This window comes from Streptomyces sp. V3I8 (assembly GCF_030817535.1).
GTDB lineage: Bacteria > Actinomycetota > Actinomycetes > Streptomycetales > Streptomycetaceae > Streptomyces.
Genome location: NZ_JAUSZL010000002.1, coordinates 3,941,803 through 3,965,184, shown reverse-complemented (window position 1 = coordinate 3,965,184; position 23,382 = coordinate 3,941,803). Strand labels below are relative to the sequence as shown.

Here is a 23,382-nt window from a genome sequence, read left to right as displayed (position 1 = left end):
AGGATAGATGATCAGTTCGCGGAGCGGTCCAGCGTTTTTCCGGTCGCGGCGGTCCGGGGCGGGGGTACGGTCACGGCTCCGGTGACCACCCGCGACGCCGCCGTCCCGCGTCGGTGCAGGTGCAGCGAGAGCGCGGTCAGTACGCCCGCCGCGACGGTCAGGCCCGCTCCGGCCCAGGCCGTGGAGGCGAAGCCGAGCCCCGCGTCGATGGTGGCGCCGCCGATCCAGGGGCCGGCGGTGTTGCCGAGGTTGAAGGCGGCGGTGGTGGTCGCGGCGGCCAGGGTGGGGGCGGCGGACGCGACGTCGAACAGCCGGGAGTTGAGGGCCGGGGCGGTGTAGAAGGCGGAGACGCCGAGCAGGAAGGCGAGGGCGGCCGCCGCGACGGCGTACTGCGCGAGCAGGGCGAGCGTCACGAGCAGGACCGTCGAGGCCGCGATGCCGGAGAGCAGCACCCCGAAGAGGTGGGCGTCCGCGATCCGGCCGCCGATCGCCGTGCCGAGGAGCGCGCCGATCCCGAACAGCGCGAGCACGGCGGGCACCCAGCCCTCGTCGAGCCCGGCCACGTCCGTGAGCAGCGGGGCGAGGTAGCTGAACGCGCAGAAGACGCCGCCCGCGGAGAACGCGATCAGCGAGACGGTGAGCCAGACCTGCCGGTCGCGGTAGATCCGCAGCTCGTTCCTGAGCCGGGGCCTCTCGTCGGGCAGCGGGATGCGGGGGATGAGCGTGGCCACCCCGGCGAGCGCGATCGCGGAGGCCCCGCCGACCGCCCAGAAGGCCGCGCGCCAGCCGAGCCTCTCGCCGAGGAAGGCGCCCGCGGGGACGCCGAGGACGTTCGCGATCGACAGCCCGCCGATCATCACCGCGAGCGCGCGGGCGCGGGCGTTCACCGGGACCATGGCGACGGCGACGGCCGCGCCGACCGCCCAGAACCCGGCGCAGGCCAGCGCGCTGACGACCCGGGACACGAAGAGCACGGTGTAGTCGGGGGCGAGGGCGCCCGCGATCTGGCCGAGGCCGAAGACCCCGATGAGTGCGACGAGGGTCGTACGGCGGGGCAGCCGCAGCGTCGCCACGGCCAGCAGGGGCGCGCCGACGACCATGCCGACCGCGAAGGCCGATATCAGCAGGCCCGCCCGCGGGATGGACACGTGCATGTCGTCCGCGACCGCCGGCAGCAGACCGGAGAGCATGAACTCGCTGGTGCCGAGCGCGAAGACGGAGAGCCCGAGGACGTAGACGGCCAGGGGCATACGTGCGGAGGAGGCGGAGGAAGGGGTACGGCCGGTGGTGCCGGTGTTCTTGCGCGTGGGGACGGGCATGTCAGGTGCCAACCTCGACGGGGGACACGCCATTCCACCGGGCGGGGTTCAGTCCGTCAACAGGCTCAGCTCGCTCGTCAGGTTGCGGCGGGCCGGGCCCTCCCACCGCCTGGCCCCGTACGGGGTGTGGAAGAGGCGGGGCAGGTCCAGGAGCCGGCGCAGGATCGCGGCGCGGCCCTCGCGGAAGGCGTCCGGGGGCACGAAGGCGTACTCCTCGCGGACCGCCGCGGTGTACGCGCTGTAGGCGTCGGCCGGTGAGGCGAGGACCGCCAGGTCGGCGTCGCACAGGACCTGGCCGTTCGGGTCGTCGCCGGCCGGGGCGTGCGTGACCGTCAGGCGCACGAGGCGGGCGACCTCGGCCGTGGCGGCTGCGCAGAGGCCGGCCTCGGGGAGGGCGCGCTCGGCGAGCCGGGCCGAGCGTTCCTCGTTCTCGGAGCGGTCGGGGAGGTAGACCGCGTCGTGGAACCAGGCGGCCAGCCGCACCAGGTCCGGGTCGGCGGCGGCCTCCGCCAGCACGTCGACGTGGTCCAGCACCGCCGTGAGGTGGTCGAGGGTGTGGTAGCGGCGCTGCGGCTCCGACCAGCGGGCGAGGAGGCGGTCGGCGTAGGGGGAGGGGTCGGGGAGGCCGGGGAGCTCCGTCCCGCGGCTGCCGTCGAGTGCGTGGGCCCAGCGGGTGCGGAGGGCGTCGAGGTCGGCCATGCGCCCCATTGTCCGCCCGGTGACGGCTGTAGGGTGCCCATTGGACTAGACCTGTCGCCGTCCGAGGGAAGAGGTCCTATGAGCGAGCGTGCAGTCCTGGAGGTGATCGCCCTCGACGCCGGGGACGCGGTCGCCGCCGAGGCCGGAGGCGCGGACCGGCTGGAACTGGTCACCGACATGGCCGCCGACGGGCTCACCCCGCCGGTCGCGGTCTTCGCCGGGGTCCGGGCCGCCGTCGGCATCCCGCTGCGCGTGATGCTGCGGCTGGCCGACGGGTTCGACGCCGGTGACGTACGGGCGCTCGTACGGGCCGCGCGGGAGCTGCGGGCGGCCGGGGCGGACGAGTTCGTGCTCGGGTTCCTGGACGGGGCGGGGGACCCGGACCTGCCCGCGCTGGAGTCGGTACTGGGTGAACTGGACGGCTGCCGCTGGACGTTCCACCGGGCGATCGACCGGGCCGCCGACCGGGACGCCCTGCGCAAGCGGCTCAGCGACCTGCCGGGGCTGGACACGTACCTCACGGCGGGGGCGGCGGGCGGGGTGGACGAGGGGTTGCCGACGCTGCTCGCGGAGGCGGGGCGCCGGGGCGAGCCCGGGTACGAACCGCGGCTCCTCGTCGGCGGGGGACTCCGCCTGGAACACGTGCCCCGGCTGGTCGCGGGTGGTGTGGACGCGTTCCACATCGGCGGCGCGGCGCGGCCGGGCGGCTGGTCGGCCCCGGTCTCCGCGACCGCGGTCCGCACCTGGCGCGCCGCCCTGGACACGGCCTGAGCCCACGGTCCGGACCCCGGCGGCCGGTTCGCCCGTGACGGGCGGAACGCCACCGGGCTCCTCGCTCAGCGGTCGGTGGGATCCGGCGGGGGCAGCGGCGGCAGGCGCAGCCCCTCGTGGACGACGGCCCGGGCCAGGTCGTGCAGATCCGTCCGGCGGGTGTGGGCATGGGCGCGCAGCAGAGCCAGCGCCTGACCGGTGGTGACGTCGTGGCGGTAGCTGATCATGCCCGTGGCCTGGTGGACGACGGCGTCGGCCGGCAGGAGCCAGGCGTCGGCGATGTCGTCCTCGCCGGGGACGGGCACCGTCAGGAGCAGCAGGTCGGCGGCGTGCAGGTGGACGCGCACGGCCTCCAGGTCCGCGTCGGGCAGGGGGCCGGGCCGGGCGCGGTAGACGGACAGGACGAGACCCGGCTGAGGGCCGGTCCGCCCGGGCTGGAGGACGGCGCAGAGCGCGAAGGCGGCCCGGATGCCGTCCGCGCGGGCCTGCTGGGCGTAGACGGGCCAGGCGGCGGTGGCGTCCGGGTCGTCGAGGTCGGGGACGAGAACCGCCCTGCGGTGGTTGAGGGCCTCGACGCACGGGCCTTCCCCGAGGTTGATCTGCAGGGCTTCGCCCCGGGCGGCCAGGGGGCCCGTGGCGGCCAGGGAGACGCGCTGGGCGAGAGCGGCGTCCACCGCCAGCGTCAGTCCCACCGAGCAGACGTCCCCCAGCTCCGTCCGGCACGACCGCACGAGGCTGCTCGACGGATCGGGGTAGTCCATGTGGAGGGCGGCCAGCTCGACAGCTGCCGTCCGGGAGGCTGTCATGAGAAGAGAGCGAAAGAGGCGGGGGAGGGCTGCGTGCCCGAAAGCGTGGACATGGCGGTGTGTCCGATCTTTGGCACCTACCGCCGATGCTGCCCGTGATCGGAAGCCAATGTCAGGGTTGTCGTGCGAGACGAAACCATCTGCTCGGAGGCGGGGACAGTCTGGCTCTCCACCCTACGCTCCTGGACCCCGCGGCGGATCGCCCGTCTACGACGGGCCGGTGCCCGCATAGACTGGAGGTGCCGTTCCCCGGACGGGTTCGGCCGGGCAGGAGGTGGCGCGCTGTGGCCCTGGGAGATCTTGCCGCCGTGCTGGAGAGCCTGCGCCCGGTCCCCGGCGGCGGGAGCCTGGTCGGCGCGGACGCCGAGCGGTGCGCCCACGCGCTGGGCGTCGACGGGGTGGCCGTGTCCGTGACACCCGGCAGTGGGCTGGACGAACTGCTGTGGGCCACCCGCGGTGTCAGCAGGCAGCTCGAGGACCTGCAGTTCACGCTGGGCCAGGGACCGGGCCCGGAGGTCGCAGCCTCGGGCACGGCCGTTCTGGTGCCCGACCTGTCGGCCGAACCGCCCGCCCGGTGGCCCGCCCTGCTGCCCGAGGCCCTGACGCTGGGCATCGGTGCGGTGTTCTGTCTTCCGCTGCGGCTCGGTGGGGTCTGCCTGGGCGCCATGACCCTGCAGCGGGCGAGGGCCGGCCCGCTGGAGAAGTCGCTGCTGACCGATGCGTGGATCGTCACGCACGCGCTGACCGCCGCACTGGTCCAGGACGAGGAGTCGTGGGAGGCCTTCGCCGCCGCCGAGGACAGTTCGCACTTCTACCGGGCCGCCGTGCACCAGGCCACCGGAGTGATCAGTGTGCAGGCGGGCGTGTCCCTGGCCGAGGCCCTGATCCGGCTGCGGGCGTACGCCTTCCGCCAGGGGCGGCCGCTGCTGGAGGTCGCCCAGGACGTGGTGGCCCGGCGGGTGCACTTCCGCCAGGATGATGGAGACGAGCCGGACTCTTTCGCCGGCGGAGGGACTGAGGGGCCATGACCCGAGAAGAACACCTGCTGGCGGCCGTCATCGACGCGGTCGACACGCTCGTCGACGACTTCGATCTGATCGACTTCCTGCACACGCTGTGCGATCGCTGTGTCGAGCTGCTCGATGTGTCGGCGGTGGGAGTCATGCTCGAGGACCCCACCGGCAGACTGCAGCTGATCGCCGCGTCCGACGAACACACCCGGCTGCTGGAACTCTTCGCCCTCCAGCACGACCAGGGCCCCTGCGTGGAATGCCACCACAGCGGCGCGGTCCGGCTGAACATCGACCTCACCTCGCCGGAGGAGACCGACGCCTTCCCCGTCTTCGCGGCCCAGGCCCGCGAGACCGGCTTCGTCATGACCCACGCGCTGCCGATGCGGCTGCGCGACACGGTCATCGGCGCGATGAACCTCTTCGACTCCCGCCCGCAGAACCTCTCCCCCTCGGACGCGCGGGTCGCCCAGGCGCTGGCGGACGTGGCGACCATCGCCATCCTCCAGCACCGCACCGTGGCCCACGTCAACCAGCAACGCACCCAGATGCACGCGGCCCTGAAGAGCCGTGTCGTCATCGAACAGGCCAAGGGCATCCTCGCCGAACGCTGGAGCACCGGTGTCGACGACGCCTTCGACGCCCTGCGCCGCCACGCCCGCTCCCACCGGCTCGGCCTGACCCAGGTCTGCCGCCAACTCATCGACGGCCGGCTCGACACCGAGGCCATCGACCGCCCCTGACCGGCACCGGTCTCCGAGCCCCCGAGCGGCACAGATCATTGAAACCCGGTCCCCGGTCCCCGGACCGCTACCTCTGGTGAGGCACCCCATGGATGACGACGACCATGCCGCCGCCTGGCGCCGTATCGGCGCCGCGGAAGGCGGCATCAGCCTCGCCACCGCCGCCCGGGCCTGCGCGGCGGACCTGGACGTCGACAGCCTCGGCGTGAGCCTGGTCGTCGCCGGCGAACTGCGCGTCATGGGCCACGCCACCGACGAGCGCGCCCGGCGTATGGAGGACGCCCAGCTCACCACCGGAGAAGGGCCCTGCACCGACGCCTACGTGCAGCGCACCCTGATCGAAGAGGCGGACCTGCACCAGGCGTTCGGCCGGTGGCCGGCGTTCACCCACGCCGCGGCCGAGCAGGGGATGCGCTCCGTGACGGCCCTGCCGCTGTCCCTCGGGCACCTGTGCATCGGCGCCGTGGACCTCTACCGGGCCGCGCCCGGCCTCCTCACGGACCGGCACAAGGCGCGGGCCGGCTCCTACGCCCGCATCCTCACCCTGCTCGCGTTCGACGAACACCCCCACCTGCTGACCGCCGAGCACCGCCCCACCCGGCCCGGCCCGCAGGGCTATCCGCCCAGCGTCCACATGGCCGCCGGTGTCCTCGCCGAGATCAAGCAGCTGCTCCCGGACGACGCCCTGGCCCGGATGCGCGCACACGCCTTCCAGCACGGCCAGTCCCTCCACCAGACGGCGGACCACGTCCTGGCCCACCACGCCCTCGACTGACCCCCGGGCCCCCGGCGGGGACGCGGCCTACCGCGCCAGCTGGGCCGGCAAGGCGCTCGCGTGGGCCACGATCAGGCCCGAGACCGCTCGGGTCAGGGCGACGTACAGGCGCCGCAGCCCCGTCCGCTCGTCCGGTTCCCCGGACACGACCGCCCGGGGTTCGTCCAGGACCACGTAGTCGTACTCCAGCCCCTTGGCGAGCGACGCCGGCACCAGCGTGAGCCGCGCCGCGGGCGTCGTCTCCTGGCCGGGGTCGAGGTACGGCAGGCCCGCCTGCGCCAGGGCCGCCGAAAGCGCCGGCACGCGCGCGTCCGCCGCGATCAGGCCCACCGAACCCTCGTGCGCCAGCAACTCCTCGCACGCCGCCACCACGTCCCCGGCGGAGGCGACCGCACGGACCTCGAAGAAGCCCGGGTTCTCCCGCACCGACGCCACCGGCGCCAGCCCCGGCGCGATGTGCGGGAGCAGCCGGGACGCGTACGCGATCACGTCCGTCGGGACGCGGAAGCCCGCCGTCAGCTCCTCCACCACCGCCTCCGGCTTGCCGAGGTGCGCCAGCGCCTCCTCCCAGCTCCGCGTCGCCCACGGCGTCGTGCCCTGCGCCAGGTCGCCCAGCACCGTCGCCGAACCGGTCGTGCAGCGCCGCCCCACCGCCCGGTACTGCATGGGCGACAGGTCCTGCGCCTCGTCGAGCACCACATGCCCGAGGGAGTGCGTGCGCCGTACGAGGTCGGTCACCTCGTCGATCAGCACGGCGTCCGCGGCCGACCACCTGGCGGACTTCACCGACCGTACGGGCTTCGCCCAGAGGATCGTCTCCTGCTCCTCCTGCGTGAGGACACCCTCGGCGTGCACGGCCAGGTACTCCGCGTCGCAGAGGAGACGCAGGACCAGCTTCGCCGGGTCCACCGGCGGCCAGACGGCCTTCACCGCCGCCTTCACCGCGGGGTTGCGGGCGACCGCGTCCTGCACCCGGTCGTCCGGCGCCTCGCCCGACCGCTCCATCTGCACCAGCACGGCGTGCGCGATGCGCTGCGGCAGTGCCTCGCGGGCGGCGCCGTACCGGATGTCCCGGGCCAGCAACTCCCGCACGATGTCGGTCAGTTCGTGTGCCGGGACGCGCCAGCGCCGCGAGCCGCGCACCACCACGACCGGCTCGGTGGGCAGCGTCACGTGCGCGCGGACGGCCCGGCGCAGCACCTCGGCCATCCGCGCGTCGCCCTTGACGACGGCCGCCGGGGCCGCGTCCGCCCCCCGCACCTCCACATGTGCGACCAGGTCGTCGACCGTGGCCTGCCTGACCTCCAGCTCGCCCAGCGCGGGCAGCACCTGCTCGATGTAGTGCAGGAAGGACGCGTTCGGCCCGATGACCAGGGTGCCGGTGCGGGCGAGCCGGTCGCGGTGGGCGTACAGGAGGTACGCGACCCGGTGCAGGCCGACGGCCGTCTTCCCGGTGCCGGGGCCGCCCTGCACGCAGACCGTGCCGCCCAGACCGGACCGTACGATCTCGTCCTGCTCCGGCTGGATCGTCGCCACGATGTCGCGCATCGGGCCCACGCGCGGACGCTCGATCTCCCGCTGGAGCAGCTTGCCGGTGGTGTCCGCCTCGGCGGGGTCGGAGAGGTGCTCGTCCTCGTACGCGGTGAGGTCGCCGCCCGTGTAGCCGAAGCGGCGGCGCAGCGCGATGTCCATCGGGCTCTTCCGGGAGGCCCGGTAGAAGGGCTGGGACACCGGGGCGCGCCAGTCGATGACCATCGGGTCGCCGCCGGCGTCGTGCACGTGCCGGCGGCCGATGTAGAAGCGCTCGCCCTGCGCGCCCTCCGCCTGCTCGGCGCCCGGGGCGTGCAGGTAGTCGAGGCGGCCGAAGAAGAGCGGGGTGTGGGACAGGTCGGCGAGGGCCTTGATGCGCTCGCCGATCTGGCGGGTCAGGACCTCCGCGTTGACCCAGTTCGCGGTGACGTCCCGGATGTCGAGGGACTGGACGTCCTCGCGCATCGAACGCAGCGCGGCACGGGACCGCGCGAGATGGGCCCGCTCGCGCGAGAGCGGATCGCCGGACGGTACGGGAGAAGGTGCGGGGGGTGCCGTGGGGGAGGGCACGGCGGAGTCGGACGGGGTGGACACGGGTGTTGCCTCCGGGGCCTGCGGGAACCGCGGGGCCGGGCGGGCCCCGCTGACTGTGGCGGTGGGCCGGCCGGTTTCCGTCCGGGCGGCGGCGCTCCACGAGGGGAGGCGGGCGAAGCGGAGATCCTAGGCGAACGGGGGAGGCCGTGGCCAACCGTTTTTCCCGTACGGGCGACGCGCGCTCCCGATCCCCTAGGGGACGCCGTCCCCCTCCCTGCGGGGTGGAGGTCGGCCCGGAGGCGTACGCGGGGGCAGGGAGGTTCGGTCCGCAGGCCGATGGAAGCGCGGCGCCCACCTCGCACCATGGACATATGAGTACCGCGACCTTCACCCCGGCCCCCGTCCGCCCGCTGCCGCCGCCCGGCGCGACCGCCCTGCGGGGCAGCCACCACCACCGGCTCGGCGACACCCTGCGCGCCGTCAGGGTCTTCGCCGGCGCCGCCCTCGGAGTGGTCCTCCTCGGCGAGTACGGCGAGGAGGCGGGCGTACGCCACCGGTAGGCGACGACCGCGCGGTCGTGTCCGGACCGGCCGGTCGTCGGTCCGGGTGTGCCGCCCACGGCGTGCGGGAGCGGGTGTTCACCGCGCTGAGGGCCGGGTCGGCACCGAGGTGGCCGCGGCGCACTTCGATTTCGTCGCGGCCAGAAGCGCTCCGACCGCCGTCGCCAGGGCGGTAGGGGCCGCGTCACCGCCGGGGAAGGCATGCCGTACGGCCGAGGTCACGTACCTCGAGACGGCGGCGGTCGCGGTCAGGCGCTCCTCGCCGCCCGAACCGCAGGGCTCGGCGAACATCGCGCGGCACAGGGCCGGGTTGCCAAGGCGAACCGCACGTGGGCGACGGCCACGGTCTCCAGGTCCTCAGGCGCTGCGGGGGCCGGACGCGCCGCGTTCAGGAACGCGGCGAGTTCTCGGTAGCCCTCCGCCGCGACCGCCGGGACGAGGGCGTCCCGGTCGGCGAAGTGGCGGTGGGGCGCGGTCGGTGAGACGCCGGCCCGGCGGACCACCGCGCGCAGCGACAGCGCCGTGTCACCCGTGCTGCGCGTCGACGGCGGCATCGGAGAGCTCGCGTACGAGCGCGTATGAGACGGGGACCCCTGCGGTGGGACGGAGCGCGGTCTCCTGCGAGACGCTGCCTCAACCAGGCGAGACGGTGGAGCATTTCGCGTCCCACCACCGCTGCCTACGGTCGGGGGATGGAGAAAATGATCCTCGGTGATGTCGAGGTTTCGCGGGTGGTCGAGTACCACGGTGCTTTCGGCACCACCGATGTCCTGTTCCCGTCCGTGCCCGCTGAACTGTGGCGCCGACACGAATCCTGGCTGGCGCCCGACTTCCTGAACGCCGGGACGGGTGAGTGGCAGTCGAGCGTTCAGACCTGGGTGCTGCGCAGCGCGGGCCGCACCGTGCTGGTCGACACCGGCCTGGGCGACACCGGTCCGGGCGACACCGGTCCGGGCGGTGGCAGGCCGTCGGAAGCCGAAGCGCCCCACCGGCACGACGGCGACCTCCTCGACCGGCTGGCGGCGATGGGGGTACGGCCGCAGGACGTGGACCTCGTCGTCAACACCCACCTGCACGACGACCACGTGGGGTGGAACACCCGGCTCGTCGACGGCGAGTGGGTTCCGACGTTCCCCCACGCGCGCTATCTGATCAGCCGTGCCGACTTCGACTTCTGGAACCCCGCCAACGGCCACGCCCCGAGGTTCGCCGACACGGCGGCCAGGTTCGACGACAGCGTCCTGCCCGTCCACCGGGCCGGTCAGACGGTGCTGTGGGAGGGCGACAGCCACCGCATCGACGAGGACCTGGTGCTGGAGCCGGCGCCCGGTCACACGCCCGGCTCGGCTGTGCTGCGGCTCGAGTCCGGTACGGACCGGGCACTGTTCGTCGGCGACGTCATCCACACCCCGCTTCAGATGATCGAGCCCGATCACGACATCTGCGTGAGCGAGGACCGGACCGGGGCCGCCCGGTCCCGGCGTCGCGTCCTGGAGCAGGCGGCCGCGACGAACAGCCTGGTGGTGCCGGCGCACCTGGGCGGGGCGGGCGCCGCCGAGGTCGTGCGGTCGAACGGGGCTTTCTCGATCAAGAGATGGGCGCCGCTCTCGGACGCCTGATCCAGTAATCCAGTAATCCGGTAGGGAAGAATTCCGCCATGGACGTGCTCAGCGACGCGATCAGCACCATGCGGGTGGGACGTCCCTCCGTATCGCTGACGACGGCGGACCCGTCCTGGAGCACGGAGGTCGAGATCTTCGGGGGCGCCCGGTTCTACGTGGTCACCACCGGAGGAATGCAGGTGACGGGGGCGGACGAACCGGCCGTCACCTTGGCGGCGGGCGACGCCGTGCTGTTCCCGTACGGGACCGCGCACACGCTGGCGAACGTCACCGACGGCACGGCCCGGTTCCTGGCCGGTGCCTACCGGCTCGACCAGGTCCGCCCCCACCCGCTGTTCCAGAACCTCCCCGCTCTGGTACGTCTGCTCGCGGGAGCGGACCGCCACCGGGGTCTCCAGGCGTCGATCGACCTGGTGCGCGGCGAGCTCGACGAACAGATGTACGGCAGGGACTTGGCGCTGCCGGCCCTGCTCGACGTGCTCCTCGTACACCTGGTCCGCGCCTGCCTCGCCGACAGCGCGGGACCGCAGGCCACCGGCTGGTGCGTCGCCCTCGACGACAAGGTGATCGCACGGTCGCTGCGCGCCGTGCACGAGCACCCCGCCGATCCGTGGACCGTGGAGTCGCTGGGCGCGCACGCGGGCCTGTCCCGTGCCGCCTTCGCCCGCAGGTTCACCGCCATGGTCGGGCAGCCACCGCTCACCTATCTGACATGGTGGCGGCTCACCACGGCGGCACGCCTGCTCCAGGCGACCGACATCCCGCTGTCCGCCGTCGCGCAGCGCAGCGGCTACGGCTCCGCGTACGCGTTCGCCAACGCCTTCAAACGCGAGTACGGAATCTCCGCCGGCCGGTACCGGCAGCAGCACCGCACCGACCGGCGGCACTCGTCCGAGGGCTAGGGTCCGACAGCCGTGAAACCGGCGGATCGTCCTGAAACGGACAAGGGTCGAGACGACCGGTCTAGTTTTTATAGACAACCGGTCTACTTGGCGGCTATGGTCGAGTCATGTCAGTCACCAAGGCGGAAACGCGCCAGAACCTTCTGGACACGGCACGGCGCATCGTGGCCGCGAAGGGCTACACCGCGGTGGGCATCAACGAGATCCTCACCGCGGCCGGTGTCCCGAAGGGGTCGTTCTACCACTACTTCGGCTCCAAGGACGCCTTCGGCGAAGCGATGATGCGGAGCTACTTCGACGACTACCTCGCGACCATCGACGGCATCGTCGCCGACAAGGGCAAGAAGTCCGCGGAGCACCTGATGGCGTACTGGCGGAACTTCTACGACACGCAGGTCGCGGACGACTGCCAGGGCGGCTGCCTGGTCGTCAAGCTCGGCGCGGAGATCGCCGACCTCTCCGAGGTGATGAGGGTGGTGACGAAGGCCGGGACCACGGCGATCGTCGACCGTCTGGAGCGGATGATCACCGCCGGCACCGCGGACGGGTCCGTGTCCGTCGACGGCGACCCCCGCATGACGGCCGAGGCTCTCTACAGTCTGTGGCTCGGGGCGGGCATGATGGCGAAGATCCGTCGTGGCCCGGACCCCCTCGACCGCGCCATGACGGTCACGCGCCAGGTCCTGCACGTCTGACGGACCCCGTCACCCCCGTCACCCCCGCCACCCCCGTCACCCGCGACGCACCGCCCCGGACAGCGCCGCAACAGCGAACCGATATCAAGTAGACCGGTCTAATTAAATCCAGTCCAGTCCAGTCCAGTCCAACCGAGTCCGATCAAGGAGATCGTCATGACCGCCGACCTCATCCGCTCCGACGCGAGCGAACTGGCCGAACTGATCCGCACCGGGAAGGTGTCGTCCGTCGAGGTGGTGCAGGCGCACCTGGATCGCATCAAGGCCGTCGATCCGAGGATCAATGCCGTCGTCACGCTCGCCGACGGTGCTCTGGAGGCCGCGAAGGCCGCGGACGAGGCGCTCGCGGCGGGCGCGGAGGTCGGACCGCTGCACGGTGTGCCGTTCACGGCCAAGGACTCGTTCGACACCGCCGGGGTGCTGACCCAGCGCGGTTCCCCGATCTTCAGGGGCCGTGTCCCGGACACGGACGCCACCAGCGTGGCGCGCATGAAGCGGGCCGGCGGCATCCTGCTCGCGAAGACCAACCTCCCGGAGTTCTCGTACTCGACCGAGTCCGACAACCTCCTGACCGGCAGGACGAACAACCCCTGGAACCTCGACCGCACGCCCGGCGGTTCCAGTGGCGGGGAATCGGCGGCGATCGCCGCCGGTATGTCACCGCTCGGACTCGAAAGCGACCTGGCCATCTCGGTGCGCGGGCCGGCCGCCCACACCGGCATCGTCGCCCTCAAGGCGACGCACGGGCGCATCCCGATGACCGGGGTCTGGCCGCGGGCGCCGCGCCGTGACTGGCACGTCGGCCCGATGGCCCGCACCATCCGCGACCTCGCACTGGCGTACTCGGTGCTTTCCGGCCCGGACGGCGCCGACGGCTTCGCCACCGTCCCGCGCGCATTCGACACCGGCCTGGGCGCGTCGCCGGACCGGCCCGTGCGCGTCGGCTGGCTGGTCGACTCCGGACTCGGCCCGATCGACCCGCAGGTCGCCGCCACCGTGCGTGCGGCCGCCGAAGCCCTCAAGGGCGCCGGGGCTCGGGTCGAGGCCGTGGACATCCCGGCACTGGAGCGGGACAACCCCCTCGACCTCTTCTACCGCCAGCACGTCATGGAGGTGAAGCCGGCCTTCCAGGACGTCACCGCCGGCCACGAGGACCAGCTGGGCAAGGTCTCCAGGTCCATGCTCGCCGGCCCCGACACCTCCGTCCGCGACTACGTCCTGGCCGAGCAGGGCATCGAACGTCTTCGGGACGCCTTCACCGAGTACTTCCGGCAGTACGACGCACTCCTGCTCCCGGTCCTGCCCGTCCCCGCCCACGAACACGGACTCACCCGGTTCACCATCGACGGCCGGACGGTGGACGCCGCCCACATCCAGACGGCGACCATCCCGTTCAACCTGACCGGCCTCCCGGCCCTGTCCATGCGGTTCGGCACCAGCGGCGACGGCCTGCCGATCGGCGTGCAACTGGCCGCCGACTGGCATGCGGAGTCGACGATCCTGCACATCGCGTCGCTGCTGGAATCGCTCAGCCCGGTCCGTGACCAGCACCCCGCCCTCTGACAAGAACCGACAACCGCGACAGGGCCGCACCGGACGGCTTCGCCTCCGCCTCCGCGCGGTTCGACCGATCGCTTCCGCTCGACGCAACCAGTCCCATCAAAGATCGACAAGATCGACAGGATCGACAAGAAGGAGCAGGACATGAACACGTTCATCATCGGGATCACCGGCGGGGTCGGGTCCCTCCTGGCACGCGAGCTGATCGAACGGGGCGACGACGTCAGCGGGCTCGTCCGCACGGCGGAGCAGCGACAGGCTCTCGCGGAGATCGGCGTCGACGGGAAGTCCGGAGACCTCACGAGCATTGCTGCGGACGAACTCGCGGAACTGATCGGTCCCGCGGACGCCCTCGTGTTCACCGCAGGAGCCGGCGGTGCCGGCAAGGAGGCCACCACCGCCATCGACGGCGACGGAGTCGTGAAGGCGATCGAGGCCGCACGTCTCGCCGGTGTCACCCGCTTCGCCCTGGTCTCGGTGTTCCCCGAGGCCTGGCGCGAGCGCAACCTCGGGCAGGGCTTCGACCACTACATCGCCGTGAAGAAGTCTGCCGACATCGCGCTCAGCAGAAGCGGACTCGACTGGGTCATCCTGCGTCCGGCCGCCCTCCTGAACGCCCCTGGGCAGGGGACCGTGGCGCTCGGCCCCGCCGAGACACACGGAGAGATTCCCCGGGCGGACGTGGCCCTGACCCTCGCGGAACTCCTCCACGAGCCCGGAATCACCCGGCAGATCCTCGAACTGACCGCCGGCGACACCCCGATCCCGGACGCGGTGCACGCAAACGTACGCACCCGCTGAGATCCGTACCGCGGCGATGTCCCGGACGTCCGAGGGGCCGTGACGGAACCGGCTCGTCCGGCTCGCACGGCCGCACGAGCCGGACGAAACGTCCTAGCTGTCGGCCAGCAGCTCGTCCGCGTCCACGATTCGGTACGCGTAGCCCTGCTCGGCCAGGAACCGCTGGCGGTGCGCCGCGAAGTCCTGGTCGATGGTGTCGCGCGCCACGACCGAGTAGAAGTGGGCCTGGTGGCCGTCCGCCTTCGGGCGCAGCACCCGGCCGAGACGCTGGGCCTCCTCCTGGCGGGAGCCGAAGGTGCCCGACACCTGGATGGCGACCGTCGCCTCCGGCAGGTCGATGGAGAAGTTCGCGACCTTGGAGACCACCAGGACATTGATCTCCCCCTGCCGGAACGCCTCGAAGAGCTTCTCCCGCTGCGCGTTCGACGTCTCGCCCTTGATGACCGGCGCGTCCAGGTGCTCGCCCAGTTCGTCGAGCTGGTCGATGTACTGGCCGATGACGAGCGTCTGCATCCCCGCGAACCGGCGGACCAGCGCCTCCGTGACCTTGCGTTTCGTCGCCGTCGTCGCGCAGAACCGGTACTTCTCCTCCGCCTCGGCGGTCGCGTACGCGAGCCGCTCGGAGTCCGTGAGGTTCACCCGGACCTCGACGCAGTCGGCCGGCGCGATGTACCCCTGCGCCTCGATCTCCTTCCAGGGCGCGTCGAACCGCTTCGGCCCGATGAGCGAGAACACGTCCGACTCGCGGCCGTCCTCGCGCACCAGCGTGGCCGTCAGCCCGAGGCGGCGGCGCGCCTGGAGGTCGGCGGTGAACTTGAAGACCGGCGCGGGCAGCAGGTGCACCTCGTCGTAGATGATCAGCCCCCAGTCGCGGGAGTCGAACAGCTCCAGGTGCGGGTAGACGCCCTTCCGCCGGGTCGTCAGCACCTGGTACGTCGCGATGGTGACCGGCCGGATCTCCTTGCGCGTACCGCTGTACTCGCCGATCTCCTCCTCGGTCAGACTCGTGCGCTTGACCAGCTCGTGCTTCCACTGCCGGGCCGAGACGGTGTTCGTGACGAGGATGAGGGTGGTGGCCTTCGCCTCCGCCATGGCCCCCGCCCCGACCAGCGTCTTGCCGGCGCCGCAGGGGAGCACGACCACACCGGACCCGCCGTGCCAGAAGTTCTCCACGGCCTGCTTCTGGTACGGCCGCAGGGACCAGCCCTCCTCGGCGAGCCCGATGGGGTGCGCCTCCCCGTCCACGTACCCGGCGAGGTCCTCGGCCGGCCAGCCCAGCTTCAGCAGCGTCTGCTTGATCTGGCCGCGCTCGGAGGGGTGCACGGCCACGGTGTCCGCGTCGAGCCGGTTGCCCACGAGCGGGGTGATCCGCTTCGAGCGCAGGATCTCCTCCAGCACGGGCCGGTCGGTGGTGGTCAGGACGAGTCCGTGGGCCGGGTGCTTGCTCAGCGTCAGCCGGCCGTAGCGGCCCATCGTCTCCGCGATGTCGACCAGCAGCGCGTGCGGCACCGGGTAGCGGCTGTACTGCACGAGCGCGTCCACGACCTGCTCGGCGTCGTGTCCCGCCGCGCGCGCGTTCCAGAGTCCGAGCGGGGTCACCCGGTAGGTGTGGATGTGCTCGGGCGCGCGCTCCAGCTCCGCGAAGGGCGCGATGACCCGGCGGCACTCGTCGGCCAGCTCGTGGTCGACCTCCAGGAGCAGGGTTTTGTCGGACTGGACGATGAGTGGACCATTCACGCGCGCGTCCCCTTCTGCACAGCCGTGACAGCCGTACGGCGTGCACGGCCAAACGTCCAGTGTGCCTGATCGCCGGCGTGTGATGTCGTGAACGGTCCGCGCCCCCCGAAGGTCTGTCCTACTGAATGTCTATTCATCCCAATGAGTGGTGTGAATTCAGGATTGTGGCCGCGGCCCCGAAGAATGGCGACCCCGCAGGTCACTGCCCCGGTCGTCGCCCAGGGAGAGTCCACCGTTGTCCGGTCACCGCCATGCCCCGCCGTCCGCCGTGCCGCCGCCCGCCGCCTCACAGCCGACCACGACGCTCGGATACGCGCTCTTCGCCACCCGCTGGCTCCAGGCCCCGCTGTACTTCGGCCTGGTGGCCGCGCAGGGCGTGTACGTCTACAAGTTCTTCTACGAGTTGTGGAATTTAATCCTCCGGTGCGTGACCGGGCAGGCGAACGAGACGTACGTGATGCTCGCGGTGCTCAAACTGGTCGACGTCGTCATGATCGCCAACCTGCTGATCATGGTGATCGTCGGCGGCTACGAGACGTTCGTCTCGCGCATCGGTCTGCAGGGCCACCGGGACCAGCCGGAGTGGCTCTCGCACGTCAACTCCAACGTGCTGAAGGTCAAGCTCGCCACGGCCATCGTGGGCATCTCGTCCGTGCATCTCCTCCAGATGTTCGTCGACGTGCACCACACCTCGCACCACTCGCTGCTGTGGGGGACGGTGATCCACATGGCGTTCATCGCCTCGGCGGCGATCCTGGCGTACATGTCGGGGCCGATGGCGGCGCAGGGGGATCGCTCGCACAGGGCCGTGGCGGAGCCCTCCGCGTCGACCGTCCCGACCGAGTTCTCCCCACCGCAGCCGCAGCCGCAGCTCCAGCACCAGCCCCAGTCCCGGTCGGTCCCGATTCCGGTTCAGGCGACCTCCTCCCCGTACGAGGCCGGTGCCGAGGCCCGGATCCGTGACGCCCGGTTCCCCGCCAGGAAGCTGCTGGAGGAGTTCGACGAGGAGCACCCCCGACTCTTCGACCGGGAGGCCGTGGCCCGGCTCGGGAAGCTGGACTTCGTCGCCGCCAGGCGCAACGTCGTCTTCGTCGGGCCGCCCGGCACCGGCAAGACGCACCTCGCCGTCGGCCTCGGCGTGCGGGCCTGCCAGGCGGGGCACCAGGTGCTGTTCGCGACCGCGGCGCAGTGGGCCGCGCGGCTCACCGAGGCCCGCGCGGCCGGCCGCCTCGCCGACGAACTGGCCGCCCTCGACGCCCATCCCCTCCTGATCATCGACGAGATCGGCTACACCCCCTTCGACCCGGACACCGCCCAGCTCTTCTTCCAGCTGGTCGCGCACCGCTACGAGCGGGCCTCCCTGATCGCGACCACCGACCGCCCCCTCGGCCGCTGGGACGAGGTCTTCGGCGCCGCCGCCCCCGCGACGGTCGACCGGCTCGCCCACCACGCGGAGATCGTCCGCCTCGAAGGCGACAGCTACCGCCTGCGCCGGACTACCTCAGCATGGGCAGAGTGACGTTGTTGATCAACGGCCCCTCGATCGTCACCCCCTCGCTCACGATCGGCTCGACGCCGGCCACCGGCAGCGGCAGCGGCAGCGGCAGGGCGCCCCGCACGGACCGGAGGGCCTGGGGGGCCTGGGGGGCCTGCCCGGCCTGAGCTGCGACGGCCTGGGCTGCGACGGCCCGGGGGGCGAGTATGCCGATGAGCGCCGCCGAGACGACGGCCGCGACCGCGAGGGCGATGGTGATGGCGAGGGTGATGGCGGTGTGCAAGGGCCGGACGGGACTCGGCGGACTCAACGGACTCGGCGGACTCACGGAACCCATGGAGACTTCGGGACCTTTCGAGAGCTGTGGGACCAGGGCTGGGACCCGGACGGGGGCCGGGTCCGGTCCGGGGCCGGACCGGACCCGGGGTGCGCCCGGTCCGGCCCGCGGGACGTACGGGGGCGAGTCAGAGCGTCAGGCCCCCGCCGAGATCGATGCCGATCGCCGCGGCCTGGGACGCGAGTGCCCCGAGCAGTGCGGCGGTGCCGATCAGGACGGTGGCGACACGACGGGCAGTACGCATGGGATTTCCTCTCTGTGGCGCAGTGTCACTGCTCGCGACGCTGCGTGATCGGTGCTCCCGGTGGCTGCCCGGCGACGCGCACGGTGATGCCGGAGACCTCGCAAGGTCCCTCATGGGTGGGAAGCTCCCGCGTGGCGCGCATGAACCGCCGCGTACACCCGAACGAGTGACCGGAAAGCCCGAACGGGCGGCCGGACCCCGTCGGCGGGCGGACTCAGGCCTGCTCGTCCGCCAGTTCCGCCACGCCCGTCACCCGGTGCAGGGGGTAGGTACGGACCTCGTCCGCGGTGTGGTCGTACGCCGTGACGAACCCGCCCTCGACCCGGACGGGGGCGATCACGCGCTGGCTGGCGGAGCCCTCCGCGTTGACGTAACCGATCAAGAGGGTGCTGCCGGTCAGGACGGCGGCCTGCATGGTGGCCAGCGTCTCGGCGGCCGTGGTGCGGGGGAGGCCGCCGTCCGGTCCGGGGGCGGCGGCGGACGGCTTGCGCGGTGTCGTGGAGGCGAGGTCGCCCGCGCGGACGGCCCGGATCGCGGCGCTCAGCAGGGTCGCGTCGGGGACCGGGGGGCCGTCGGGGACCGGCTCGGGCGCCCTGCGCGGCGGCGTGCGGCGGGCGTGCGCGCGGGTGATCAGCACGTCGCCCTCGGCGGACTCGGCGGCCGGTGCGAAACCCATGGCCCGCAGGCCTTCGAGGAGCGTGGCCGGATCGGCCTGGGCGGCCAGGACCGTCGGTGCGAGCCGGCGCAGCCGCAGCCCCTGCGACCGCTTGTCGGCGACGATCTCGTTCAGCAGCGCGTCGTCGTCGCAGCGCACGTACGCCGAGGCCGCGCCGATCCGCAGGTGGCCGTGCCGGCGGGCCACGTCGTCGATCAGGTAGGCGAGCGGCTGCGGCACCGGCGTACGGGAGTGGGCGGCGAGGAACGCCTGCAGGTCGGAGGCCGAGCGGCCCGCGTCCAGGGCCCGGCGGACCGAGCCCGGCGTGAAGCGGTACACCGTCGCCCCGCCCTTCGACTCCACGTCCGCGAGCACGTTCAGCACGTCGGCGAGGGGCCGCTCCAGCGGGCCGGGGGCCACCGCCGTCAGGTCCGCCTGGAGGAGGACGTGGTCCAGGGGTTCCGGGAGCAGCGGGGCGAGGAGCCTGCCCGCCCGGGCCGCCGCGGCGGCCAGTTCGGCGGGGGAGCGGGGCTCGGGCGGGGGCGCCGGGAGGTGGTGGTGCCGGTGGTGGACGGGGAGCTTGTCGCCGGGACCGGTGGCGGGCTCCGGGGCGGGCGCGGGCGGCGCCGCCGCGCCCAGGAGCGCGCGCCCGTGCGCGGACAGCGCGCCCCGGCCGGTGACGCCCAGCGACTCGGCCTCGGTGAGCGTCCACCGGGCGAGGCGGGCCCGCAGGTCGTCCGAGGACGCCGCGCCGCGCAGGGCGCGTTCCCAGTGGAGGCGTTCGACGAGGGCGTCGGGGGACGCGGTGCCGCCCTCGGGCAGCGCGGCGAGGAGCGTCAGGACCCGGTGCCGGACCTCCGGGGCGGCCGAGCGGTCCAGCCCGGGGCCCAGCGCCGACAGGGTGCGGTCCTTGGCGTCCCGGCCGCCGATCACGCCCGCCGTGCGGGTCGCCGACAGCCACGCCGTGGCCAGCCGGGTCCAGCGCTCGGCCGCCGGGAGGTCCAGCCACTCGTCGTGGGCGGGCGTCACCGCGTACCGCTCGTCGGCCTCGCCGTCCGAGGCCAGCAGGCCCGCCGCGTAGGCGAGTTCGATCCAGAAGGCGGCGACCGGCTCCGGTACGTCCAGGGCCACGGCCGTGCGCTTCAGGTCCCGTACGCTCAGGCCGCCGGCGCGCAGCACGGCCGGACCGCCCTCGTCCCAGTCCTTCAGCAGCTCCTCGACGGTGGCGAGCGCGGTGTACGCCTGGCCGGCCGCCGTGGCGTCCACCACCTGCGGACGGTGCACGGCGCCGGGCTCGACCGGCGGAGGCAGCGGTTCCGTCCGCCGGTGCGCGCGCCCCGCGCGCAGGTGGAGGGCGACCTCCCGGGGGAGTACGACCGTGCCGGGCGCCGTGGGCAGGAGCAGTCCGCGGTCCAGGAGCCAGCGCAGCCGGGCCGCCGGCTCGGCGGTCACCTGGCCGTAGGGCGGCCCCCAGACCAGCCGTGAGAGGACCTCCAGGGACTCCGGCGGGGCCGTGTCGAGCAGGGCGGACATCCGGGCGCGGTCGTCGAAGAGGCCCGTGAGCGACTCCACCGCGGACACCGCGTCGTGGGTCGTGGGCAGTCCGGCCGCCGTGAGCAGTTCCTGGATCCGGCCCGGCGACATGCCCGCCGTGGCCTCCGCGACCGTCGGACCGAGCCCCGTCGGGGACGGGTGCTGCGGCGAGGGCGTGAGCAGTTCACGGGCCGTGCGCACCAGGCGGAGCCGGTCGTCCGGGCCCCACACCAGCGCCTGTTCGCGCAGGGTGGCCACCGCGTGCGGGAGCACCTCGGTGACCACGGGGTCGCCCGCGTCGCCCGCCAGCAGGTGCAGGAGCGTGCCGTACGGGGCCGGGTCCGGGGCCACGGCCAGCGCCTCCGCCGTCTGGAGCGTGAAGCGGTCCAGGCGCTCCAGGGCGCGGATCACGGAGGCACGGGTACCGGCCCGGGCGGCCAGCTGCGTGAGGTCCGTCGGTACGGGGGTGATGAGGTCGGGGCGGGCCCGCAGCAGCGCGGACAGGGAGTCGTCGTCGCGGGCCCGCAGGTCCTCCGCGAGCGAACGAGGGTGTGCCGCGGCGGTGGCGGGCCCCTCGGCGGGGGCCCGGTCAAAAGCCCCGGCGGGCTCCCCTGATGACTGCTCCTGGACGCTCATCCGATCCACGGTAGCGGGTGGGCCCCTGCCAGGACCCCCGCCGGGACCCGCGCCGGTGCCGTGCCGGGGCCCGGCACCGGCTGCGGGCGCGGTACCGTCGTCCGCGCGGGGAATTGCAACGCGGGAGCCCCGGAGGGGACTTCGTGGGGATCGAGAGCGACCAGCTCGTGTTCGACTATCTGAGCCGGGTGGGCGACCTGGCCCAGCAGAGACAGCTGCCGTCCGGGACGCGTATGCGGCTCGTGTCGGAGCTGCGGGGCGAGATCGACCGGCGGCGGGCCGGAGCGGCCTTCGACAGCCCGGCCGCCGTCCGCCGCATCCTCGACCGCATCGGTACGCCCGAGTCGGTGGTCACTGCCGCCGGCACCGGCACCGATACCGGCACCGATACCGGGGGTGCGCAGGAGACGGCGTCCACGCGGGCCGCCTTTCCCGTGCAGCGGAAGAAGGGGTCCAAGGGCTCTGAAGGGTCCAGGGGGTCCAAGGAGTCCGGGGAGCGGTCCGGGCGGATGCGTCGCATGGTGCCCCGGCAGCGTCCCGCGGAGCCGGAGACCGCCGGGAAGGCCGACGCCGCGCCCACGCCGCCGCACCTCGCGAGCACGGAGGAGCTCGGCTCCGGGGTGCAGCCCGACTGGTGGCGGGTGGAGAGCGGGCCGTTCGGTGCCATGGACAGCGTGCCGGGGTTCACCGGGGGCGTGGAGATCCCGGAGCTCTTCGAGCCACCGCCGGGGGAGGACGGCCCCGACGCGGACCGCAAGGACGGCAAGGACGGCAAGGTCGGCAAGGACGGCAAGGTCGGTGGGGCCGCCGAGGCCGAGGGCAAGCCGGTCGCGGCGGTCGCCGCGGTCGCGGAACCGGCCGTGCCGCCCGTCGAGGCGGGCGGGCGTCGCCGGCGTTTCGTGCCCCGGCTGCGGGGCTTCGGGGGACGGTGGGCCAACCCCCTGCTGCTGTTCGCCGCGGCGCTGCTCGTGGCGGGCGCCTTCATCGGCAACCTCGTCATGCTGGGCCTCGGCTGGCTGATCGCCTACCTCTCGCGGCGCCTCAGCCCCAACGAGTCGAAGTGGGCCGTCTTCTTCGTGCCCGGCCTGGTCGCCTCGGCCGGTGTGGTGTGGCTCTGGGGGCGTACGGAGGGGCGGTGGGGGGAGCCGATCGCCGAGAAGGCGATGGGGGACGCCGTCGCCGAGACCTGGCCGGTCGTGCTGCGGGGAGCGGCCGTGGCGTCCGCGGTGTTCTTGGTGTGGCGGTCGCAGCGGCGGGGGTGAGGTGCGGGTACGCGTGCGCGTGGGGGTGTGTGGGGGCCGGTCGCGCCGTTCCCCGCGCCCCTGAAGGATTGCGCCGTTCCCCGCGCCCCTTCGGAAGCGCCCCTTCGGGAGCGCCCCTTCTGGGGGCGTCCCCGGTGGGGGTGGTCACAATGGGGGATATGAGCTCTCCCTCCTTGACCGTCGGCTTCGACCTCGACATGACCCTCATCGATTCCCGGCCCGGGATCCGCGCCTGCTACCAGGCGCTCTCGGAGCGGACCGGGGTCTTCATCGACGCCGACCTGGCCGTCACCCGGCTCGGACCGCCGCTGGCCGACGAGTTGGTGAACTGGTTCCCGGCCGAGCAGGTCGAGACCGTCGCGGACGTGTACCGGGCGATGTACCCCACCCACGCCATCACCGCGACGCCCGCGATGGCCGGCGCCCGTGAGGCCATCGCGGCGGTGCGGGCGGCCGGGGGCCGGGCCGTCGTCGTCACCGCCAAGTACGAGCCGAACGCCAAGCTGCATCTCAGCCATCTCGGCATCGACGCCGACGCCGTCATAGGCGGCCTGTGGGCCGAGGGCAAGGCGCAGGCCCTGCGCGAGTACGACGCGGGCGTCTACGTCGGCGACCACACCGGCGACGTACGCGGCGCGCGCACGGCGGGAGCGCTGTCCGTCGCCGTGGCCACCGGCCCGTGCGACGAGGAGGAGCTGCGCGCGGCCGGCGCCGACGTGGTGCTCAAGGACCTGCTGGAGTTCCCGGACTGGCTGGTCACCCACCGGGGAGCACGCCTTCAGGGCGAGGTCACGACCCCTCGCGCGCCCGCCGGCGGCCCTGGGCGATCGACTGGAACACCCCCGCCCCCGCGATGAGGAATCCGACGCCCATCAGCATGCTCAGGCCGAACATGTACGGAGGGAAGGGCGTCGTGTCGAGGAGCAGCGGGGCCACAGTGACCAAGGTGGCCACCGCTCCGACGAAGAACACGATGGCACCGGCACGGATCAGTCCGTCTCCGGCCGCGGCGGAATTCGGTTGGGTTTTGTCACGCACCCGACCAGGGTAGTTCCCTGCGCGGGGGAACAATCCGGCGACGTCTTGTCAGCAGCCGCCGGACCACTAGCCTTGGTACCGGCGGGTCCGACGACCCGCTGCAGTGCTGTACGGACCT

Annotated in this window: 21 protein-coding genes and 1 pseudogene; 13 read left to right on the top strand and 9 right to left on the bottom strand. The window is 73.1% G+C overall.

Annotation, left to right across the window (positions count from 1 at the left end):
- Positions 1-11 precede the first annotated feature (11 nt).
- Both QFZ75_RS17355 and QFZ75_RS17350 read right to left on the bottom strand, forming a co-directional pair.
- Entirely contained in the window at positions 12-1,250 is a 1,239-nt protein-coding gene (locus QFZ75_RS17355; RefSeq protein ID WP_307544567.1) for a Cmx/CmrA family chloramphenicol efflux MFS transporter, read from the bottom strand.
- A gap of 117 nt (positions 1,251-1,367) precedes the next feature.
- Positions 1,368-2,018, bottom strand: coding sequence for a hypothetical protein (locus QFZ75_RS17350; protein WP_307537983.1), 651 nt, complete (start codon positions 2,016-2,018; stop codon positions 1,368-1,370).
- Between the two features lie 78 nt (positions 2,019-2,096).
- Between QFZ75_RS17350 and QFZ75_RS17345 the strand changes: the two genes are divergently transcribed.
- The gene (locus QFZ75_RS17345) at positions 2,097-2,789 is read left to right on the top strand and encodes a copper homeostasis protein CutC (RefSeq protein ID WP_307537982.1); all 693 of its coding nucleotides are present in this window, start codon (positions 2,097-2,099) and stop codon (positions 2,787-2,789) included.
- A gap of 65 nt (positions 2,790-2,854) precedes the next feature.
- Here the strand turns inward: QFZ75_RS17345 and QFZ75_RS17340 are convergent, their stop codons facing one another.
- Positions 2,855-3,595, bottom strand: coding sequence for an ANTAR domain-containing protein (locus QFZ75_RS17340; protein ID WP_307537980.1), 741 nt, complete (start codon positions 3,593-3,595; stop codon positions 2,855-2,857).
- Between the two features lie 284 nt (positions 3,596-3,879).
- Here QFZ75_RS17340 and QFZ75_RS17335 point away from each other — a divergent pair, with 284 nt between their 5' ends.
- The 3 genes from QFZ75_RS17335 to QFZ75_RS17325 all read left to right on the top strand — a co-directional run bounded on the left by QFZ75_RS17335 (position 3,880) and on the right by QFZ75_RS17325 (position 6,123).
- Positions 3,880-4,623, top strand: a complete 744-nt coding sequence (locus QFZ75_RS17335) for a GAF and ANTAR domain-containing protein (RefSeq protein ID WP_307537979.1) — start codon at positions 3,880-3,882, stop codon at positions 4,621-4,623.
- Positions 4,620-5,348, top strand: a complete 729-nt coding sequence (locus tag QFZ75_RS17330; RefSeq protein WP_307537977.1) for a GAF and ANTAR domain-containing protein — start codon at positions 4,620-4,622, stop codon at positions 5,346-5,348. Before QFZ75_RS17335 ends, QFZ75_RS17330 begins: the two co-directional genes overlap by 4 nt.
- 88 nt (positions 5,349-5,436) lie before the next feature.
- Complete coding sequence (locus tag QFZ75_RS17325; protein ID WP_307537976.1) at positions 5,437-6,123, top strand: ANTAR domain-containing protein; 687 nt, start codon at positions 5,437-5,439, stop codon at positions 6,121-6,123.
- 27 nt (positions 6,124-6,150) lie between these two features.
- Here QFZ75_RS17325 and QFZ75_RS17320 read toward each other — a convergent pair whose 3' ends face one another.
- Entirely contained in the window at positions 6,151-8,223 is a 2,073-nt protein-coding gene (locus QFZ75_RS17320) for an ATP-binding domain-containing protein (RefSeq protein ID WP_307544565.1), read from the bottom strand.
- 335 nt (positions 8,224-8,558) lie between these two features.
- Here QFZ75_RS17320 and QFZ75_RS17315 point away from each other — a divergent pair, with 335 nt between their 5' ends.
- Entirely contained in the window at positions 8,559-8,747 is a 189-nt protein-coding gene (locus QFZ75_RS17315; RefSeq protein ID WP_307537975.1) for a hypothetical protein, read from the top strand.
- Between the two features lie 141 nt (positions 8,748-8,888).
- Here QFZ75_RS17315 and QFZ75_RS17310 read toward each other — a convergent pair.
- Positions 8,889-9,277, bottom strand: a pseudogene (locus tag QFZ75_RS17310) (TetR/AcrR family transcriptional regulator); the annotation flags it as partial.
- Positions 9,278-9,439: 162 nt separating this feature from the next.
- Here QFZ75_RS17310 and QFZ75_RS17305 point away from each other — a divergent pair.
- The 5 genes from QFZ75_RS17305 (at position 9,440) to QFZ75_RS17285 (ending at position 14,327) form a co-directional block, all read left to right on the top strand.
- On the top strand, positions 9,440-10,366 hold the full coding sequence (locus tag QFZ75_RS17305) for an MBL fold metallo-hydrolase (RefSeq protein ID WP_307537974.1): 927 nt from the start codon (positions 9,440-9,442) through the stop codon (positions 10,364-10,366).
- Between the two features lie 38 nt (positions 10,367-10,404).
- A complete protein-coding gene (locus QFZ75_RS17300; protein ID WP_307537972.1) occupies positions 10,405-11,271 on the top strand; it encodes an AraC family transcriptional regulator in 867 nt (288 codons plus the stop codon).
- Positions 11,272-11,378: 107 nt separating this feature from the next.
- Entirely contained in the window at positions 11,379-11,966 is a 588-nt protein-coding gene (locus QFZ75_RS17295; RefSeq protein WP_307537970.1) for a TetR/AcrR family transcriptional regulator, read from the top strand.
- A 156-nt stretch (positions 11,967-12,122) separates the two neighbouring features.
- A complete protein-coding gene (locus tag QFZ75_RS17290; RefSeq protein WP_307537968.1) occupies positions 12,123-13,529 on the top strand; it encodes an amidase in 1,407 nt (468 codons plus the stop codon).
- A gap of 141 nt (positions 13,530-13,670) precedes the next feature.
- A complete protein-coding gene (locus tag QFZ75_RS17285) occupies positions 13,671-14,327 on the top strand; it encodes an NAD(P)H-binding protein (protein WP_307537966.1) in 657 nt (218 codons plus the stop codon).
- A gap of 93 nt (positions 14,328-14,420) precedes the next feature.
- Here the strand turns inward: QFZ75_RS17285 and QFZ75_RS17280 are convergent, their stop codons facing one another.
- Positions 14,421-16,064, bottom strand: coding sequence for a DNA repair helicase XPB (locus tag QFZ75_RS17280; RefSeq protein ID WP_307537964.1), 1,644 nt, complete (start codon positions 16,062-16,064; stop codon positions 14,421-14,423).
- Positions 16,065-16,332: 268 nt separating this feature from the next.
- On the opposite strand from QFZ75_RS17280, the gene istB reads away from it, so the two are divergent.
- A complete protein-coding gene (gene istB, locus QFZ75_RS17275; protein WP_307544563.1) occupies positions 16,333-17,583 on the top strand; it encodes an IS21-like element helper ATPase IstB in 1,251 nt (416 codons plus the stop codon).
- Here istB and QFZ75_RS17270 read toward each other — a convergent pair.
- Together QFZ75_RS17270 and QFZ75_RS17265 are read right to left on the bottom strand one after the other, a co-directional pair.
- Positions 17,561-17,842, bottom strand: a complete 282-nt coding sequence (locus QFZ75_RS17270; RefSeq protein WP_307537962.1) for a hypothetical protein — start codon at positions 17,840-17,842, stop codon at positions 17,561-17,563. The genes istB and QFZ75_RS17270 overlap by 23 nt on opposite strands.
- A gap of 512 nt (positions 17,843-18,354) precedes the next feature.
- On the bottom strand, positions 18,355-20,964 hold the full coding sequence (locus QFZ75_RS17265; RefSeq protein WP_307537960.1) for a helicase-associated domain-containing protein: 2,610 nt from the start codon (positions 20,962-20,964) through the stop codon (positions 18,355-18,357).
- Between the two features lie 143 nt (positions 20,965-21,107).
- Here QFZ75_RS17265 and QFZ75_RS17260 point away from each other — a divergent pair, with 143 nt between their 5' ends.
- Together QFZ75_RS17260 and QFZ75_RS17255 are read left to right on the top strand one after the other, a co-directional pair.
- Entirely contained in the window at positions 21,108-22,226 is a 1,119-nt protein-coding gene (locus tag QFZ75_RS17260; RefSeq protein WP_307537958.1) for a hypothetical protein, read from the top strand.
- A gap of 158 nt (positions 22,227-22,384) precedes the next feature.
- Complete coding sequence (locus tag QFZ75_RS17255) at positions 22,385-23,083, top strand: HAD family hydrolase (protein ID WP_307537957.1); 699 nt, start codon at positions 22,385-22,387, stop codon at positions 23,081-23,083.
- On the opposite strand, the gene QFZ75_RS17250 is transcribed toward QFZ75_RS17255, so the two are convergent.
- Positions 23,016-23,264 carry a hypothetical protein gene (locus QFZ75_RS17250; protein ID WP_307537956.1) on the bottom strand — a complete coding sequence of 83 codons (249 nt, stop codon included), beginning with the start codon at positions 23,262-23,264 and terminating at the stop codon, positions 23,016-23,018. The two genes, QFZ75_RS17255 and QFZ75_RS17250, sit on opposite strands and share 68 nt — an antisense overlap.
- Positions 23,265-23,382: the final 118 nt, after the last annotated feature.

Excerpts from the sequence above, each read along its gene's own strand:
- QFZ75_RS17355 (WP_307544567.1), bottom strand. The coding sequence starts at position 1,250 with ATGCCCCTGGCCGTCTACGTCCTCGGGCTCTCCGTCTTCGCGCTCGGC.
- QFZ75_RS17350 (WP_307537983.1), bottom strand. The coding sequence starts at position 2,018 with ATGGCCGACCTCGACGCCCTCCGCACCCGCTGGGCCCACGCACTCGAC.
- QFZ75_RS17345 (WP_307537982.1), top strand. The coding sequence starts at position 2,097 with ATGAGCGAGCGTGCAGTCCTGGAGGTGATCGCCCTCGACGCCGGGGAC.
- QFZ75_RS17340 (WP_307537980.1), bottom strand. The coding sequence starts at position 3,595 with ATGACAGCCTCCCGGACGGCAGCTGTCGAGCTGGCCGCCCTCCACATG.
- QFZ75_RS17330 (WP_307537977.1), top strand. The coding sequence starts at position 4,620 with ATGACCCGAGAAGAACACCTGCTGGCGGCCGTCATCGACGCGGTCGAC.
- QFZ75_RS17325 (WP_307537976.1), top strand. The coding sequence starts at position 5,437 with ATGGATGACGACGACCATGCCGCCGCCTGGCGCCGTATCGGCGCCGCG.
- QFZ75_RS17315 (WP_307537975.1), top strand. The coding sequence starts at position 8,559 with ATGAGTACCGCGACCTTCACCCCGGCCCCCGTCCGCCCGCTGCCGCCG.
- QFZ75_RS17305 (WP_307537974.1), top strand. The coding sequence starts at position 9,440 with ATGGAGAAAATGATCCTCGGTGATGTCGAGGTTTCGCGGGTGGTCGAG.
- QFZ75_RS17300 (WP_307537972.1), top strand. The coding sequence starts at position 10,405 with ATGGACGTGCTCAGCGACGCGATCAGCACCATGCGGGTGGGACGTCCC.
- QFZ75_RS17295 (WP_307537970.1), top strand. The coding sequence starts at position 11,379 with ATGTCAGTCACCAAGGCGGAAACGCGCCAGAACCTTCTGGACACGGCA.
- QFZ75_RS17290 (WP_307537968.1), top strand. The coding sequence starts at position 12,123 with ATGACCGCCGACCTCATCCGCTCCGACGCGAGCGAACTGGCCGAACTG.
- QFZ75_RS17285 (WP_307537966.1), top strand. The coding sequence starts at position 13,671 with ATGAACACGTTCATCATCGGGATCACCGGCGGGGTCGGGTCCCTCCTG.
- QFZ75_RS17265 (WP_307537960.1), bottom strand. The coding sequence starts at position 20,964 with ATGAGCGTCCAGGAGCAGTCATCAGGGGAGCCCGCCGGGGCTTTTGAC.
- QFZ75_RS17255 (WP_307537957.1), top strand. The coding sequence starts at position 22,385 with ATGAGCTCTCCCTCCTTGACCGTCGGCTTCGACCTCGACATGACCCTC.